11 protein-coding genes are annotated in these 16,897 nt (G+C 75.6%); 7 read left to right on the plus strand and 4 right to left on the minus strand.

Annotation, left to right across the window (positions count from 1 at the left end; translation table 11 throughout):
- Positions 1-200: 200 nt before the first annotated feature.
- Positions 201-4,943: an Lhr family helicase gene (locus ACW14Y_RS27410; RefSeq protein WP_456983683.1), complete on the minus strand. Its 4,743-nt coding sequence runs from the start codon at positions 4,941-4,943 to the stop codon at positions 201-203.
- Positions 4,944-5,329: 386 nt separating this feature from the next.
- Between ACW14Y_RS27410 and ACW14Y_RS27415 the strand changes: the two genes are divergently transcribed.
- The 7 genes from ACW14Y_RS27415 to rny all read left to right on the plus strand — a co-directional run bounded on the left by ACW14Y_RS27415 (position 5,330) and on the right by rny (position 13,220).
- Positions 5,330-6,853 (plus strand): S8 family peptidase, encoded by a 1,524-nt coding sequence (locus ACW14Y_RS27415; RefSeq protein ID WP_380385255.1) that lies wholly within the window; start codon positions 5,330-5,332, stop codon positions 6,851-6,853.
- Positions 6,854-6,994: 141 nt separating this feature from the next.
- The gene (locus ACW14Y_RS27420) at positions 6,995-7,555 is read left to right on the plus strand and encodes a GNAT family N-acetyltransferase (protein WP_380304200.1); all 561 of its coding nucleotides are present in this window, start codon (positions 6,995-6,997) and stop codon (positions 7,553-7,555) included.
- Between the two features lie 75 nt (positions 7,556-7,630).
- A complete protein-coding gene (locus tag ACW14Y_RS27425; protein ID WP_266274417.1) occupies positions 7,631-7,825 on the plus strand; it encodes a DUF3046 domain-containing protein in 195 nt (64 codons plus the stop codon).
- Between the two features lie 263 nt (positions 7,826-8,088).
- Positions 8,089-9,231, plus strand: coding sequence for an AI-2E family transporter (locus tag ACW14Y_RS27430; protein ID WP_323182241.1), 1,143 nt, complete (start codon positions 8,089-8,091; stop codon positions 9,229-9,231).
- Positions 9,232-9,385: 154 nt separating this feature from the next.
- On the plus strand, positions 9,386-10,507 hold the full coding sequence (gene recA, locus ACW14Y_RS27435; protein ID WP_380304197.1) for a recombinase RecA: 1,122 nt from the start codon (positions 9,386-9,388) through the stop codon (positions 10,505-10,507).
- Between the two features lie 4 nt (positions 10,508-10,511).
- Positions 10,512-11,534, plus strand: coding sequence for a regulatory protein RecX (locus tag ACW14Y_RS27440; RefSeq protein WP_380437208.1), 1,023 nt, complete (start codon positions 10,512-10,514; stop codon positions 11,532-11,534).
- 234 nt (positions 11,535-11,768) lie between these two features.
- Positions 11,769-13,220: a ribonuclease Y gene (rny, locus tag ACW14Y_RS27445; RefSeq protein WP_380304193.1), complete on the plus strand. Its 1,452-nt coding sequence runs from the start codon at positions 11,769-11,771 to the stop codon at positions 13,218-13,220.
- A 57-nt stretch (positions 13,221-13,277) separates the two neighbouring features.
- Here rny and ACW14Y_RS27450 read toward each other — a convergent pair whose 3' ends face one another.
- The 3 genes from ACW14Y_RS27450 to ACW14Y_RS27460 all read right to left on the minus strand — a co-directional run bounded on the left by ACW14Y_RS27450 (position 13,278) and on the right by ACW14Y_RS27460 (position 16,827).
- A complete protein-coding gene (locus tag ACW14Y_RS27450; protein WP_456983684.1) occupies positions 13,278-15,194 on the minus strand; it encodes an FAD-dependent monooxygenase in 1,917 nt (638 codons plus the stop codon).
- A gap of 134 nt (positions 15,195-15,328) precedes the next feature.
- A complete protein-coding gene (locus ACW14Y_RS27455) occupies positions 15,329-16,180 on the minus strand; it encodes an amino acid ABC transporter permease (RefSeq protein WP_380304189.1) in 852 nt (283 codons plus the stop codon).
- Positions 16,177-16,827, minus strand: a complete 651-nt coding sequence (locus ACW14Y_RS27460) for an amino acid ABC transporter permease (RefSeq protein ID WP_360013754.1) — start codon at positions 16,825-16,827, stop codon at positions 16,177-16,179. Before ACW14Y_RS27460 ends, ACW14Y_RS27455 begins: the two co-directional genes overlap by 4 nt.
- Positions 16,828-16,897: the final 70 nt, after the last annotated feature.

A 16,897-nucleotide genomic window follows, 5' to 3' on the forward strand; every position in this document is an offset into this window, starting at 1 on the left:
GGGCCGCGGGACTTCGACGTCCCGCGGCCCTCGTCGTGTGTCCGCCTCCGTCCGTGTGCGTCCTCGTGCGTCGGGTGGACCGGGGGCGGCGTTCCCCGGCCCGGGGGTGGGTGCTTTTCGGCCGCTTCCGGATGTTTTCCGGCCCCCTTGTACCGGCCCTTCCGGTGCTTCCGGCCCGTCCGGTGCCGGCGGTGCTCCGCTCAGGGGCGCAGCCGCAGACCGCGCGGGGTGGGGTGGAAGCCCGCCTCCTCCAGGGCGGCGCCGAGCGCGGAGCCGAGGGCGGGCTCGCCGTTGGTCCGTTCGACGGTCACGCTGCCGAGTGCCCCGGCGCGGGCGGCCCCGGCCAGCGCGGCCGCCGCGGCGGCGAGCGTCGCCCCGTCCTCCGGCCAGGCCAGCAGGGACTTGCCGCCGCGCTCGACGTACAGGCACAGCTCGCCGTCGACCAGGACCACCAGGGCGCCGGCCTTCCGGCCGGGCCGGTGCGCCTTGCCCGTGGTCCCGGCGGGCGGCTCGGGCCAGGGCAGCGCGGCCCCGTAGGCGTTGGCCGGGTCGGCGGCGGCCAGTACCAGGGCCTGTGGGGGCTCGGCGGCCGGGGCGGCCGGCCACTCCACGCCCCGGGCCCGCTCCAGCCGGCCGTTGACCGAGCGCAGCCGGTCGGCGGCGCCCTCCATGGCGAACTGGGCGCCGCCCAGCCCCTCGACGAAGTAGCCGCGACGGGCCCGGCCGCGCTCCTCCATGGCGGAGAGCACCCGGTAGACCCCGGCGAAGCCGCCCGGGACCCGCTCGGCGACGACCGTGCCCCGGGTGAGCAGGCCGTGCCGGTCCAGCAGGGACTGGGCCTGGGCGGTGGCCCGGAGGGTGGGGTCGGCGGTGAAGGGGGGCAGCAGCGACCAGCGCCCGCCCACCGTCGGCGGGCCGCTGCGCAGGGCTCCGCCGAGTCGGCCCTGGGGCCGGCCGGCGCCGCCGTAGCGGCCGCGCGGGGTGGCCCGGGGCGCCCGGTGCGCGGTGGCGCCGGCCGTCCGCCCGGAGCCGAGCAGGGCCCGCAGCGGGGCGAGGGTGTCGTTGCTGACGTAGCCGGCCCAGACGAGGTCCCACAGGGCCTCGACGATCTCGGGTTCGGGTGTCTCCGGGAGGTGCGCGACCAACTGGCGGAAGAACAGGCCGTAGCCGTCGGCCAGCGCCTCCAGTAGGGCGCTGTGCACCGGGGTGAGGGCGGGCGGGACGGGTTCGGGCCGCAGCAGATGGGCGTTCTCGGCCAGGTGCAGGCTGATCCAGCCGTCCTTGCCGGGCAGCGCGCCCGCGCCGGCCCAGCCGATCTCGCCGGCCGCCGTCAGCTCGTCGAGCAGGCCGGGGGAGTAGTCGCTCAGCCGGGCCGGGAGGATCAGCTTCTCCAGCGCGGAGGCGGGCAGGGCGGAGCCCTGGAGCTGCTCGACCACCCGGAGCAGGCCGTCCGGTCCGCGCAGCCGGTGGCCGGCCAGGTGCTGCCACTGCGGCAGGAAGGCGGCCAGCGCGCGGGGCGGGACCGGCTCGACCTCCTGGCGCAGGGCCGCCAGTGAACGGCGGCGCAGTCGGCGCAGCACCTCGGCGTCGCACCACTCGACCGCGCCGGTGTGCCCGTCGGCGGGGGCGGTGTGCGGCGCTTCGGGTGCGGGGTGGTGGGAGACGGGGCGGAACTCGCCCCGGACCAGGCGGCCGGTGGCGGTGAGGCGGTGCAGGGTGCCGGTGACCACGGCGGTGCCGAGGCCGAAGCGGGCGGCGGCCTCGGCGGAGGTGAACGGGCCGTGGGTGCGGGCGTGCCGGGCGAGCAGGTCGCCGAGCGGGTCCTTGACCGGTTCGGTGAAGGCCTCCGGCACACCGACCGGGAGCGGGGTGCCGAGGGCGTCGCGCAGCCGGCCGGCGTCCTCGACGGCGGCCCAGCGCAGCTCGCCGGAGATCCGGACCTGGATCACCCGCCGGGCGGCCTCCAGTTCGAGGGCCAGGAGCGGTTCGGCGCCGCGGGCGGTCAGCTCGGCCTCGCTCAGCGGGCCGAGCAGGCGCAGCGCGTCGGCGACCCCCTCGGCGTCCTTGATCCGGCGCTCGGGGGTGAGCCGCTGGAGCTCGGCCTCCAGCTCGGCGAGGACCTCCGGGTCCAGCAGCTCGCGCAGCTCGGCCTGGCCGAGGAGCTCGGACAGCAGCCGGGAGTCGAGCGAGAGGGCGGCGGCCCGGCGCTCGGCGAGCGGGGAGTCGCCCTCGTAGAGGAACTGCGCGACGTAGCCGAAGAGCAGTGAGCGGGCGAAGGGGGAGGGCTCGGCGGTGGTGACCTCGACCAGGCGGACGGCCCGGGACTCCAGGTCGCCCATCAGCTCGACCAGGCCGGGGACGTCGAAGACGTCCTGGAGGCACTCGCGGACGGCCTCCAGGACGATCGGGAAGGAGCCGTACTCGGCGGCGACCTCCAGCAGCTGGGCGGCGCGCCGGCGCTGCTGCCAGAGCGGGGTGCGCTTGCCGGGGCTGCGGCGGGGGAGCAGCAGGGCGCGGCCGGCGCACTCGCGGAAGCGGGAGGCGAACAGGGCGGAGCCGCCGACCTGGTCGGTGACCAGCTGCTCGATCTCCTGCGGGTCGAACAGGGCGGCGTCGGCGCCGACCGGGGCGTCGTCGGTGACCGGTCCGGCGGCGGCGCCCGGTGCGGCGAAGGGGCCGCCGAAGTCGAAGTCGGGCGAGAGCAGGTCGGCGTCGGGCAGTCGGAGCACGATGCCGTCGTCCGCGTGCATGACCTGCGGGTCGAGGCCGTGCTTCTCGCGCAGCCGGGCGGCCAGGGCGAGTGCCCAGGGGGCGTGCACCTGGGCGCCGAACGGGGAGTGGACGACGATCCGCCAGTCCCCCAGCTCGTCGCGGAAGCGCTCGACCACGATGGTGCGGTCGTCGGGGAGGTGGCCGCAGGCGGCGCGCTGCTCGGCGAGGTAGTCGAGCAGGTTGGCGGCGGCCCAGTCGTCCAGGCCGGCCCGCTTCAGCCGCTCGGTGGCGGCCGCCGGGTCGAGTGCGCCGAGCTCGCGGGTGAAGGCGCCGAGGGCGCGGCCGAGTTCGAGCGGGCGGCCGAGGGTGTCGCCCTTCCAGAACGGCAGCCGGCCGGGGATCCCGGGGGCGGGGGTGACCAGCACCTTGTCGTGGGTGATGTCCTCGATCCGCCAGGAGGTGGTGCCGAGGGTGAAGACGTCGCCGACCCGGGACTCGTAGACCATCTCCTCGTCCAGCTCGCCGACCCGGCGCCCGCCGGCGCCCTTCCTGTCGTCCGTCCCGGCGATGAAGACGCCGAACAGGCCCCGGTCGGGGATGGTGCCGCCGGAGGTGACGGCGAGCCGCTGGGCGCCGGGGCGGCCGGTGACGGTGCCGGCCACCCGGTCCCAGACCAGGCGGGGGCGCAGCTCGGCGAAGGCGTCGGAGGGGTAGCGGCCGGCCAGCATGTCGAGCACCGCGTCGAAGGCGGACTGCGGCAGGGTCGCGAACGGCGCGGCCCGGCGGACCAGGGCGAGCAGCTCGTCGACCTGCCAGGTGTCCATCCCGGTCATCGCGACCAGCTGCTGGGCGAGCACGTCGAGCGGGTTGCGCGGGATGCGCAGCGCCTCGATCCGGCCGGCCCGCATCCGCTCGGTGACCACGGCGGACTGGACGAGGTCGCCCCGGTACTTGGGGAAGACGACGCCGGTGGAGACGGCGCCGACCTGGTGGCCGGCCCGCCCGACCCGCTGGAGGCCGGAGGCGACCGAGGGCGGGGACTCGACCTGGATCACCAGCTCGACCGCGCCCATGTCGATGCCCAGCTCCAGGCTGGAGGTGGCGACCACGGCGGGCAGCCGCCCGGCCTTGAGCTCCTCCTCGACCAGGGCGCGCTGCTCCTTGGAGACCGAGCCGTGGTGGGCCCGGGCGATCACCGGCGGGGCGCCGCGGGCGGCGCCGGAGCCGCCCATCAGCAGGGCCGGGGCGTGCGCCTCCGGCGGCGGGGTGCCGCCGGCCCGCTCCAGGGCGATCTCGTTCAGCCGGTTGCAGAGCCGCTCGGCGAGGCGGCGGGAGTTGGCGAAGACGATGGTCGAGCGGTGGGCCTGGACGAGGTCGACGATGCGCTCCTCGACGTGCGGCCAGATCGAGGCCTTGCGCTGCGGGTCCTCGTCGCCGGCGGCGCCGGTGGAGGGGGCGGCGGGCAGGTCGTCGAGGTCCGGGACGGGGACCACCACGGAGAGGTCGAACTCCTTGGTGGCGGGCGGCTGGACCACCTCGGCGCCGCGCCCGGGGCTGAGGAAGCGGGCCACCTCCTCGACCGGGCGGACGGTGGCGGACAGGCCGATCCGGCGGGCCGGGCGGTCGAGCAGCTCGTCCAGCCGCTCCAGGGAGAGGGCGAGGTGGGCGCCGCGCTTGGTGCCGGCGACGGCGTGCACCTCGTCCAGGATCACCGTGTCCACGCCGCGCAGGGCCTCCCGGGCGGCGGAGGTGAGCAGCAGGAAGAGCGACTCGGGGGTGGTGATGAGGATGTCCGGCGGGTGGGTGGCGAAGCGCCGGCGGTCGGCGGCCGGGGTGTCGCCGGAGCGGATGCCGACCTGGACCTCCGGCTCGGGCAGGCCGAGCCGGACGGCGGCCTGGCGCAGTCCGGCCAGCGGGGCGCGGAGGTTGCGCTCGACGTCCACCGCGAGGGCCTTCAGCGGGGAGATGTAGAGGACCCGGCAGCGGCGGCCGGGCTCGGCCGGGGGCGGGGTGCTGCTGAGCCGGTCCAGCGCGGACAGGAAGGCCGCGAGGGTCTTGCCGGAGCCGGTGGGGGCGACCACGAGCACGTCGGTGCCCCGGCCGATGGCGCGCCAGGCCTCGGCCTGGGCGGCGGTCGGCGCGGAGAAGGCACCCGTGAACCAGGCCCTGGTGGCCGGGGCGAAGCCGGCCAGCGGGTCGGCGGGGGGCGGGGTCGGGTGCGCGGTCGCCATGCCCCCATGGTGCCGGGTGGCACTGACATCGCGGGCCGGGCGGCCGCGGGGCGGTGGCCGTTCGGGGCAATCGGGAAGGCGAGTCGGACAAACGGACCATATGGTGATGATTCTTACCACCGTGATGCTCCTGTGATGATCAGCCCTCCGGTGGCCGGCCGGCTCCGGCGCGGCCGCCGGGACCGACGAGCGGAGACCGTGCCATGGCGCAGGCGGACCCGTCCGGCCGCGGTGGTCCTCTCCCCGGGCCCGGCCCTCTCCCCGCAACCGGCGCCGGGCCGCTCCCCGCAACCGGCGTCGGGCCGCTCCCTGTGCCCGTCCGGGCGGCCGGTCCCGGGCGGCCGGTCCGGCGCCGCGGCCGGGGGCCGCTCCGGGTCCTGCTCGCGATGCTGCTGACCGCGCTGGTCGTCGGCGGCGCCGTGCCCTACGTCGCCGGGCCGGGCCGTTCCTACCTCAGCTACCTGGTGCTCGCCGAGCGGGCCGACGCCGACGGGGCCGCCCACGCGGCCGCCGAGGCCCGGGCGGCCGGGGGGCAGGTGGTCCAGGAGTACCCGCAGATCGGGACGGTGCTGGCGTACGCCGGCGGGGGCTTCGCCGAGAAGGTCCGGGGTCGGCCCGGGGTGGCCGCGGTCGGGGCCAGCCGCACCTCGCCGGTGCCCGGGCCGCCCCGGCCGCTGGACGGCGCCGGCGACTTCCGGGCCGGGACGGACCCGGCGGGCGGTGACCGGGCGGTCGGTGATCGGGCGCGTGGTGACCGGCTGCTGCCCGGACGCGCCGTCGACGGCAACGGCGTCCGGGGCGGCGCCCGGGGCGGGGACGGCGGGGACGACGCCACCGCCACCGTCCCGGACCCCGGCGAGCAGGACGCCTGGAACCTCGCCCTGCTCGGCGCCGCCCCCGCCGCCGGGGACGCCACCCCCAACCTGCTGCGCGGTACCGGCGCCCCGGCCGCCGACGCCCTGCGCAAGGTGCTGGTCGCCGTCCTCGACTCCGGCGTCGACGACACCCACCCCGATCTGCGCGCCGCCGTCGACCCGAAGAGCTCCGCCTCCTGCGCCGACGGCCGCCCCGACGCCAGGACCGGCGCCTGGCGCCCCGACGCCGGGGTCGGCGAGAGCGGCCACGGCACCCATGTCGCCGGGATCGTCGGCGCGGCCAGGGACGGCCGCGGCGTCAGCGGGGTCGCGCCCGGCGTGCGGATCGCCGCCGTCCGGCTGCTCGGTCCGCTCGGCCAGTACTACGCCGAGAACATCGTCTGCGGCATGCTCTGGGCCGCCGACCACGGTGCCAGGGCGATCAACAACAGCTACTTCGCCGACCCGTGGAAGTACAACTGCCCCGGGGACCCCGACCAGGCCGTGCTGACCGCCGCCGTCGGCCGGGCCGTCGAGTACGCCCGGGGGAAGGGCGCGGTGGTGGTCGCCTCGGCGGGCAACGACGCGCAGGACCTCGGCGCGCCCCGCACCGACGAGCGCAGCCCCAACGACCGCACGACCGGCCCGCCGCAGTCCCGCCACGTCGGCCCCGAGTGCGTCCGGCTGCCCGGCGAGCTGCCCGGCGTGGTCACGGTGACCGCCGTCGACCGGGACGGCCGACCGTCCGCCTACACCAACTACGGGCGCGGCCACGTCTCGCTGGCCGCCCCCGGCGGGGACCCGGACGGCGGCGCCCGGGGAGCGGTGGTCTCCGACTGGCCCGGCGGCCGGTACGCCGCGCTGGCCGGCACCTCGATGGCCGCCGCGCACGTCACCGGCGCGGTCGCGGTGGCCGCCGCGCTGCACCCGGACTGGGGCTCCGACCGGCTGGCCGCCCTGCTCGCCGCGGACGCGGCGGCCGCCTGCCCGCCCGGGCCGCACGTCTGCGGCGACCACGAGTTCTACGGCGCCGGGCCGCTGGTGCTGCCGCACTGAGCCGCTGCCGCTGCCGCTGCCGCGGCTGCGCCTGACCGCGGACGGTGCGGCGGACGCTGGTGCGGTGGTGCGGTGGTGCGGGGACGGAGGGCCGCGGAAAACCGGGTGACGGGGCGGGGCCGGCGGGCCGAGGATCGGGGGATGGACACCTTCCTCACCACCGAGCGGCTGGTGCTGCGCCGCTTCACCGCCGACGACGTGGACGCCCTGGTGGAACTGGACGCCGACCCGGAGGTGACCCGCTACCTCACCGGTGGCCGGCCCACCCCGCGCGCGGTGGTCGAGGACACCCTGCTGCCGCTCTACTTCGACCACTACCGGCGCTTCGGCGACCTCGGCTGGTGGGCCGCCGAGGAGCGGGAGGGCGGGGCCTTCCTCGGCTGGTTCGAGTTCCGGTCGCTCCACGGCGACCGCTCCGAGGTCGAGCTGGGCTACCGGCTGCGCCGCGCGGCCTGGGGGCACGGCTACGCGACGGAGGGTTCCCGGGAGCTGGTCCGCCGGGGCTTCACCGGACTGGGCGTGGAGCGGGTGGTGGCGTACACGATGGCGGTCAACAGCGGGTCCCGGCGGGTGATGGAGAAGGCCGGGCTGTCGTACGTGCGGACCTTCCACGAGGACTACCCGGAGACGATCGCGGGCAGCGAGCACGGCGAGGTCGAGTACGCCCTGACGGCCGCCGACTGGCGGACCCGGGCGGGCTGACCGGCCGGAACGGTCCGAGCGGCCCGTGCCCCGGACCCCCGGACCGGCCGGTGTGCGGTCCGGGATACTGGGGGCATGAGGCTGACGGAGTTCTGGCGGCGAATGTACGAGCACTTCGGCGAGGCGTACGCGGAGTCCTTCGCGAGCGACCACGTGATGAGCGAGCTGGGCGGGCGGACCGTCCGGCAGGCGCTGGACGCCGGCCACGAGGCCAAGGACGTCTGGCGGGTCGTCTGCGAGACCCAGGGCGTCTCCGGCGTGCTCCGCTGACCCCGGCCGTCGGGCTCCGCTGACCCCGGCCGCCGGGCCGGACCGGTCCCGACCCCGCTCCGGCGAACCCTTCGCCGATGCTCGAACGTTCGTCGGGCATGGGTCAAACTGTGCGGGTGGCAAGGAGTGCAGAACAGCAGAATTCGGACAGGTCGGCGCAGGTCGCCGACGAGGCCGCGGGCCCTCCGCCCGCCTCTCCGCCCGGCCCGCCCGAGGGGCCGACCGGGGCCCGGACCGCGGGTGACGGTCTCTGGGGCACCGGGATGCCGCGCTGGCTGCCGCGCGCGATGGTGCTCGCCCTGGTCCTGGTCGGGGTGTTCCAGCTCGCCGACTGGGCCTTCCACCAGCTGATCGACCTCTTCGTGATGCTGCTGGTCTCGTTCTTCCTCTCGCTGGCGCTGGAGCCGGCGGTGGACCGGATGGCGGCCCGCGGCGTGCGCCGGGGCATCGGCACCTTCCTGGTCTTCGTCGCGGTGGCGATCGCCGTGGCCGGGTTCCTGACCGCGCTCGGCACCCTGCTGGTCGACCAGGTCGCGAAGATCGCCGGCGACCTGCCGCACCTGCTGGACAACCTGATCGCCTGGATCAACAGCACCTTCCACCAGGACCTCTCGCTGGACGAGCTGCAGAAGAAGCTGCTCAAGGACTCCGGCGCGATCGAGACCTACGCCCAGCAGGCCGCGGACAACGTCTGGGGCGTCTCCTCGACCCTGATCGGCGGGCTCTTCCAGGCCTTCACCGTCGGCCTCTTCACCTTCTACTTCACCGCCGACGGGCCCCGGGTGCGGCGGACCGTCTGCTCGATGCTGCCGCCCGCCAAGCAGGCGGAGGTGCTGCGGGCCTGGGAGATCGCGCTCGCCAAGACCGGCGGCTACCTCTACTCGCGGGCCCTGCTCGCGGTGGTGTCGGCGCTCGGGCACTGGGTGATGTTCGCGCTGCTGGACCTGCCGTACGCGGCCGCGCTCGCGGTCTGGGTCGGCGTCATGTCGCAGTTCGTGCCGACCATCGGCACCTACCTCGCCGGGGCGCTGCCGGTGCTGGTGGCGCTCACCACCTCGCAGCCGGTGGACGCGCTCTGGGTGCTGGCCTTCGTGGTGGTCTACCAGCAGATCGAGAACTACCTGCTGCATCCGCGGATCACCGCGCGGACGGTCGACGTGCACCCGGCGGTGGCGTTCGGCTCGGTGATCGCCGGTGCGGCGCTGCTGGGCGCGGTCGGGGCGCTGATCGCGATCCCGGCGGCGGCCACCCTGCAGGGCTTCGTCGGGACGTACGTGCGCCGCTACGAGGTGGCCACGGACCCGCGGATCGACCGCGGCGAGCAGCGCCGGCACCGCCGGGAGCTGCGCCGGGAGGCGGCCAGGAGGCTGCGGCGGATGGTCGGCGGGGACTCCGGGAGGAAGTAGTCCGAACGGCCCCGGCTTGATTCGAACACTTGTTCTTTGTACTCTCCGGCGCAGAGTTTTCCCCAGGCAGAGCCCGGTCGGGGCCGATTGTCGGTGGGAGGCGCTAGCGTCGAGGACGATGAAGCGCACAGCACAGAACCCGAGGGTGGAAGCCATGGCAGGTACGGACCGCGAGAAGGCCCTTGAGACGGCGCTCGCCCAGATCGAGCGCCAGTTCGGCAAGGGCTCGGTGATGCGCCTCGGCGAGAAGGCGAACGAGCCGATCGAGGTGATCTCCACCGGTTCCACCGCCCTGGACGTCGCCCTCGGGGTCGGCGGCATCCCGCGCGGCCGGGTGGTCGAGATCTACGGCCCCGAGTCCTCCGGCAAGACCACGCTGACCCTGCACGTGGCGGCCAACGCCCAGCGGGCCGGCGGCACGGTCGCCTTCGTCGACGCGGAGCACGCGCTCGACCCGGAGTACGCCAAGAAGCTCGGCGTGGACACCGACGCCCTGCTGGTCAGCCAGCCGGACACCGGTGAGCAGGCGCTGGAGATCACGGACATGCTGATCCGCTCCGGCGCGGTCGACCTGGTGATCATCGACTCGGTGGCGGCGCTCGTGCCGCGCGCCGAGATCGAGGGCGAGATGGGCGACTCCCACGTCGGTCTGCAGGCCCGGCTGATGAGCCAGGCGCTGCGGAAGATCGCCGGTGCGCTGAACCAGTCGAACACCACCGCGATCTTCATCAACCAGCTGCGCGAGAAGATCGGCGTCATGTTCGGCTCGCCGGAGACCACGACCGGTGGCCGGGCGCTGAAGTTCTACGCCTCGGTCCGGCTGGACATCCGCCGGATCGAGACCCTGAAGGACGGCACCGAGGCGGTCGGCAACCGCACCCGGGTCAAGGTCGTCAAGAACAAGGTGGCCGCGCCGTTCAAGCAGGCCGAGTTCGACATCCTCTACGGCGTGGGCATCAGCCGCGAGGGCGGCCTGATCGACATGGGCGTGGAGCACGGCTTCATCCGCAAGTCGGGCGCCTGGTACACCTACGAGGGCGACCAGCTCGGCCAGGGCAAGGAGAACGCCCGCAACTTCCTGCGGGACAACCCGCAGCTGGCCGACGAGATCGAGCGGAAGATCAAGAGCAAGCTGGGCATCGGCCCGAAGGTGGAGGAGCCGGCCGAGGCCGAGGCGGCTGCGGGTGGCGCCGAGGGTGCGGCCAAGCCGATCACCGCGACCGCCACCAAGACGGCCGCGGCGAAGAAGACGACGGCGGCCGCCGCCAAGGCCTGAGCCGTTGACGCAGCACAGTGGGCCGGTCGGCCCCGAGGAGGAGGACGACGACGGGCCGCCGGACTGGTTCGCGGCCGTCGCAGGGCCGCAGACCGAGCCCCGGTCCGCGTCGCGGCCCGAGCCGGGGGGCCGGTCGCGATCGGCGTGGCAGCCGGAGTGGGAGCCCGCGCCGGAGCGGGCCCGGGCGGCGAAGCGCCCGGCGGCCCGCCCGGCGGACGTGGGCGAGCTGGGGCTGGTCCAGGCCTCCGAGCTGCCCACGGGGCGGCGTCGGCGGCGCTCGGCGCTGGAGGCCGAGAGCGGCGCGGCCGTCGGGGGCGGCCGGGGCGAGGGTGCGGGGTCGGCCGGTCACGGGGGTGTGGCCGACCCTGCACCGGCGTTCCCGGAGGAGCGTCCGAGGCGTCGGTCCGGCCGTACCCGGGGGGGCGGTGACTCCGGGGGGCGGGACCACGACGGTGCCGACCGGGGTCCGGGCCGTCGCGGCGCGGGCCGCGGTGCCCGGGCCGAGGAGCCGGCCGATCCCGAGAGCCGGGCGCGGGACATCTGCCTGCGGCTGCTCACGGGCGCGGCCAAGAGCCGCAAGCAGCTCGGCGACGCCCTGCGCAAGCGGGAGATCCCGGACGAGGTCGCGGAGCAGGTGCTGACCCGGCTGGAGGAGGTCGGGCTGATCGACGACGCGGCCTTCGCCCGGGCCTGGGTGGAGTCCCGGCACAGCGTCCGAGGTCTGTCCCGGCGTGCGCTGGCGCAGGAGCTGCGGACCAAGGGGATCTCCGGCGAGCTCGCCGAGCAGGCCCTGGCCCAGCTCGACCACGACGACGAGACCGAGGCGGCCCGGGCCCTGGTCGACCGGCGGCTCCGGGCCACCCGGGGCCTGGAGCGGCAGACCCGCACCCGCCGGCTGGTCGGACTGCTCGCCCGGCGCGGCTACTCCGAAGGGCTGGCCTTCCGGGTGGTCCGCGACGCCCTGGACGCGGAGGGGTCCGCGGACGAGGACGAGTACGGCGACGAGGGCGACGGCTTCGAGGACTGAGGTCCTCCCGGTCGGCCCCGTCCGCCCCGACTGTTACCCGAGGGTTGGTCAACTGCCTGGCCAGTCTTGACCGTTTCGTAACCCGCGCCTAGCCTCGCACTCAGTGCGGGAGCACGTCGACCGTCCCTCGGCCGACCCCGGTCGTACGCCCGGCCATGCCTGTGACCGGGCGGTTCCGGGCGGCCGCGCGGGGGTCCCGGGCGGTGTGCCGCGGCGGGACGGGGAGTGGGCAGCATGAGGATCGCGGTGAGCGCCGGATCGGCCGCCTCCCTTTCGGTGGCCGTCCTGTTGGTGGTCCTGGCGACAGCCTGGCTACTGGTCCGGCAGTCGCGGGTCGCGCGTCGTCGCGCCGCCGCGGCGGCCGAACGGGCCCGGCGGCAGACCGAGCAGCAGGCCGACCGGCTGCGGGCCGAACTCGACCGGCGCGAGGAGCGGCTGGCCGGGGAGCTCGACCGGCTGCGCACCCGCGAGGACGAACTCGCCGAGCGCTCGGCCGCGCTGGCCCGCACCGCGGCGGAGGCCGGGGAACTCCTCCGGCGCCGGGCGGCCGAGCTGGAACGGACCGCCGGTCTCTCCGCCGCCGAGGCCCGCGCCGAACTCGTCCGGGAGGCCGAGTCGGAGGCCCGCCGGGAGGCGGCGGTCACCGTCCGGGAGATCGAGCGCGCCGCCCGCGAGGAGGGCGAGCAACGGGCCCGGGGCATCCTGGCCGGGGCGATCCAGCGGCTGGCGGCCGAACAGACCGCCGAGACCGCGGTGTCGGTGTTCCGGCTGCCCAACGAGGAGATGAAGGGCCGGGTGATCGGACGCGAGGGCCGCAACATCCGGACCTTCGAGGCCGTCACCGGCGTCAATCTGATCATCGACGACACGCCCTCGGTGGTGCAGCTCTCCTGCTTCGACCCGGTCCGCCGGGAGACCGCCCGGCTCACCCTGGAGCAGTTGGTGGAGGACGGCCGGATCCACCCGCTGCGGATCGAGGACGTGCACGAGCGCAGCCGGGTCGAGGTCGAGCGCCGCTGCGTGCGGGCCGGCGAGGACGCGCTGCTCGCCGTCCGGGTCGGTGCCATGGACCCGGAGCTGGTCCGCACCCTCGGCACCCTGCGCTACCGAGCCTCGTACGGGCAGAACGTGCTCGGCCACCTGGTGGAGTCGGCGCACCTGGCCGGGATGATGGCGGCCGAACTCGGGGTGGACCCGGAGCCGGTGCGGCGCGCGGCGCTGCTGCACGACATCGGCAAGGCGCTGACCCACGAGATCCAGGGCAGCCACGCGGCGGTCGGCGCCGACCTGGCCCGGCGGTTCGGCGAATCGGCGGACGTGGTGCACGCGATCGCCGCGCACCACGGCGAGGTGGAGCCCCGGACGGTGGAGGCGGTGCTCACCCAGGCCGCCGACGCCTGCTCGGGCGCTCGGCCCGGTGCGCGCAAGGAGTCGCTGGAGGCGTATGTGCGGCGGCTGGAGCGGCTGGAGGAGATCGCCCGGGCGCACGACGGCGTGGCCACCGTCTACGCGATGCAGGCCGGCCGGGAGGTGCGGGTGATGGTCCGGCCGGAGGTGGTGGACGACCTCGGGGCGCAGGTGATCGCCCGTGAGGTCGCCAAGCAGGTCGCCGAGGAGCTGACCTACCCGGGCCAGATCCGGGTCACCGTGGTGCGCGAGAGCCGGGCGACCGAGGTGGCCAGGTAGGGCGTGTCCTCCGGACCCCGACGGCGGCGGTCCGGCCGCCGCCGGGTCGGCGCCCGGTCAGCGCCCGGACGGGCGGACCGGCGGGAACGGCTCGGTGGCCGGAGCGGCGGCGGGAGGAGCGGCGGCGACCGGGCCGGTGACGACCGGACCGGGGGCCTTGGTGCCGTTGGCCTTCGCGCCGTTGGACGTGGCGCCGTTGGCCTTCGCGCCGTTGGACGCGGCGCCGGGGCCCTTGGCGTCGTTGGGCGCCGGGCCGTTGGACGTGGCGCCGGGTGCGGCCGGTCCGGGGACCGGTGCCTCCTGCTCGGACCCGCCGGGGAGCGAGGCCGGGCCGCCCCTGGCCCCGTCGGCCAGGGCCTGGAGGTCCTCCGCCGCCGCGCCCTGGGTGACCCCGACCAGATGGCCGTCGGGCCGGATCAGCAGCACCGTGTGCGGGCCGGCGCCCGGGTAGGCCTCGGTGACCAGGACCTCGGCCGGTACCGGCAGCGCGGCGGCGACCTCGGCCAGCCGGGGCATCAGCCCGGCGCCCAGCCAGCGCTCCGCGGACCAGACGGCGGTGCCGGGCGCGACCAGCAGCAGCAGGAAGCCCGCGCCGAGCCGGGAGTGCAACCGGTCGGGGGTGCCGTCGGTGGCCAGGACCGGCAGGTCGGGGACGAGCACCCCGGGGGCGGTGGCGGGCAGCAGCTCGCTGAGCGAGGTGGTGCCGCGGGCGCCGCGCTGGACCGGGACCCGTCCGGGCACGCCGGAGGGGGCGGCCGGATAGGCGGGGGCGCCGCCGAACCGCCCGGTGCCGAGGTGCCCGTCGGCGAGCATCGGCGCGTGCTTGCGGAAGGACCCGGTGAGCAGCGAGCGCCGGGTCTGGGCCCAGCCGCGCAGCGGGCGCAGCAGCGGCATGGCCTGGTCGACGGCGCGCAGCCGGGCGCCGACCGCCCCGCGGCGTTCGGCCTCGTAGCCGTCGAGCAGGGAGCCGCCGGGCTGCGGACCGCCCGAGTGGAGGTGCCAGGCGAGGGCGAGCCGCCAGGCCAGGTTGTCGGCGTCGCGCAGGCCGTCGGTGAGGTTCTGCATGCCGAGCGCGCCGTGCAGGTGGGCGGCGTCGCCGGCCAGGAAGCAGCGGCCGACCCGGAACCGGGCGGCCAGCCGCTGCTGGGCGGTGTGGTCGGCGGCGGCGAGCAGGTCGAACTTCGGGAGTTCGCCGCACCAGCCGGTGAGGGTGGAGGAGACCCTGGTGAGCAGGGTGTCGCCGGTGACGATGCCGGGCCAGGTGGCGTGCGGGTCGACCGGTTCGGCGGGGGCGGGCCGGCCCGGGGGGAGCCGCCAGTCGAGCCGCCAGACGCCGTCCGGCAGCGGGCGGGCGGTGGCCTCGCGGTCGCCGCGCCACGGCGGCTCGCGGTGCAGCCGGGGCTCGGTGAAGGGCAGGTCGACCCGGACGGTGGCGATCGCGCTGCGGTCGACGGCGGGCCGCCCGGGGAAGCGGATCTTCAGCAGTTTGCGGACGGCCGAGCGGGCGCCGTCGCAGCCGACCAGGTGGCTGCCGCGCCACCAGTTCTCGGTGCCGTCCTGCGGGTTGCGGGTGAGCACGCTGACGCCGTCGCGGTCCTGTTCGAGCCGGGTGACCCGGTGCAGCGGGACCACCCTGACCAGCGGGCTGCCGGTGAGGGCGTCGCGCAGGCCGCGCTGGAGGCGGTGCTGGGGCAGGTGCAGGACGGGGGTGTCGGCGAGGTCGATCCGGAGCACCTCCTGGCGGCGGCGCCAGACGGCGAAGGCGTCCCAGCGGGCGGCGTCGGAGGCGGCCCGGGTGTAGCCGATCCGGGTGAGGAAGGAGGCGGTGTCGGCGCCGAGGACGACGCTGCGAGGGCTCTCGGGGCTGAGCCCGGAGCCCTCGTCGAGGACGACGGTCGGCACCTCGTGCCGGGCCAGGGCGAGGGCCAGGGCCAGGCCGACCGGCCCGGCCCCGACCACGATCACCGGGTCCATGCCGGTCCCTCCGGGCCCGGGCGGGCGCCGTGGATCTCGGAGCACGGACCGGCCGTCAGCCTGCCGTCATATGCCGCGTGGATGCTCCCGGATGGTGTCACGAAGAGCAATGCAACAGTTCACCTGCGTGTCCGTCAAGCAGCAGCTGAAGTGCGCCGGTTCGCGCCGCGTCGGCCACGTGCCTCGATCCACCGGGCGAGCGCGGTGAGCAGGAGGCACATCGCGATGTAGATGGGGCCGATCACCAGGACCACGGGGATGTAGGGGAAGCCCGCGGAGTTGAGCGGCTGGGTGGCGATCGCCTTACCCACGAAGAGCAGCTCGTGGTAGGTGATGATGAAGCCCAGCGAGGTGTCCTTGAGGGTGACGACCAGCTGGCCGATCATCGTGGGCAGCATCGAGCGGACCGCCTGCGGGACCAGGATGTCGGTCATCACCTGGGTCTTGCGCATGCCGAGCGCGTAGGCCGCCTCGCCCTGGCCGCGCGGCACCGCGTTGACGCCGCTGCGGATGATCTCCGCCTGCACCGAGCCGTTGTAGAGGCTGAGGCCGAGCACCAGGGCCCACATCGGCTCCTTCGCGAAGAACGCGTAGTAGAGCGCGACGATCAGGATCAGCAGCGGCATGGCCCGGAAGAACTGGACCACCGAGACGCAGACCCAGCGCACCGGCTTGTGCTCGGAGAGCTGTCCGGCCGCCAGCAGCGCGCCCAGCACCAGGGAGAACACCGCCGCCAGCCCGAAGGCCTGGAGGGTGGAGACCAGACCGTCGACGATCCGCTGCTGGATGGTCGTGTACTGGAACGCGTCCCAGAGCCCGGGGTCGAACTGGCCGTTGTCGTTCAGCGCGGTGACGACGTACCAGAGCAGTCCCGCGATGCCGAGCAGCGAGAGCACCCCGAAGATCCGGTTGCGGGCGCGGGCCTTCGGTCCGGGGGCGTCGAAGAGGACGCCGGCGGTCGTCGAGCGGGTGAAGAGCTTGCTCATCGGGCCACCGCCAGTCGGGACTCCAGGAAACGGAACAGCAGGGCGACGGTGGCGCTGATCACCAGGTAGGCGCAGGCGACCCAGAAGAAGATCGCGAAGATCGAGTAGCCGCGCTCGGAGAAGGTCTGCTGCGCGCTGTACAGCTCGCTGACGCTGAACGCGCCGGCGATCGCCGAGTTCCTCGGCAGCGCGATGAACACGCTGCTCATCGGGGCCAGCACCGTCCTGGCCGCCTGCGGCAGGACGACCTGGGTCAGCGTCTGGCCGAAGGTCAGGCCGAGACTGCGGGCCGCCTCGGCCTGACCGATCGGCACCGTGTTGATGCCCGAGCGCAGCACCTCGCAGACGAACGCCGCGGTGTAGCTGCCGAGCGCCAGCACCGCGAACACGAGGTGGCTGAAGTGCACGCCGAGCGGCGGCAGGCCGAAGGTCACGGCGAAGAACAGCACGGTCAGCGGGGTGTTGCGGAAGACCGTCACCCAGCCGGTGCCGAAGGCACGCAGCACGGGGACGGGGGAGACCCGGAAGGCCGCCAGCAGGGTGCCCAGCAGCAGGGCGAGCAGCGCGCTGAGCGCGCTCAGCTCGATCGTCTGCAGGAAGCCGTCGCGGAACAGCGCGAAGTTGCCGTCCTCGAACAGGAAGCCCATCCGGCGGCCCTCCTCTCAGGGGTTCGTCGACTCGGGGGAGATCCGGACGGATCGGTCGGGATCCGTCCGG

The organism is Kitasatospora sp. cg17-2, assembly GCF_054031055.1.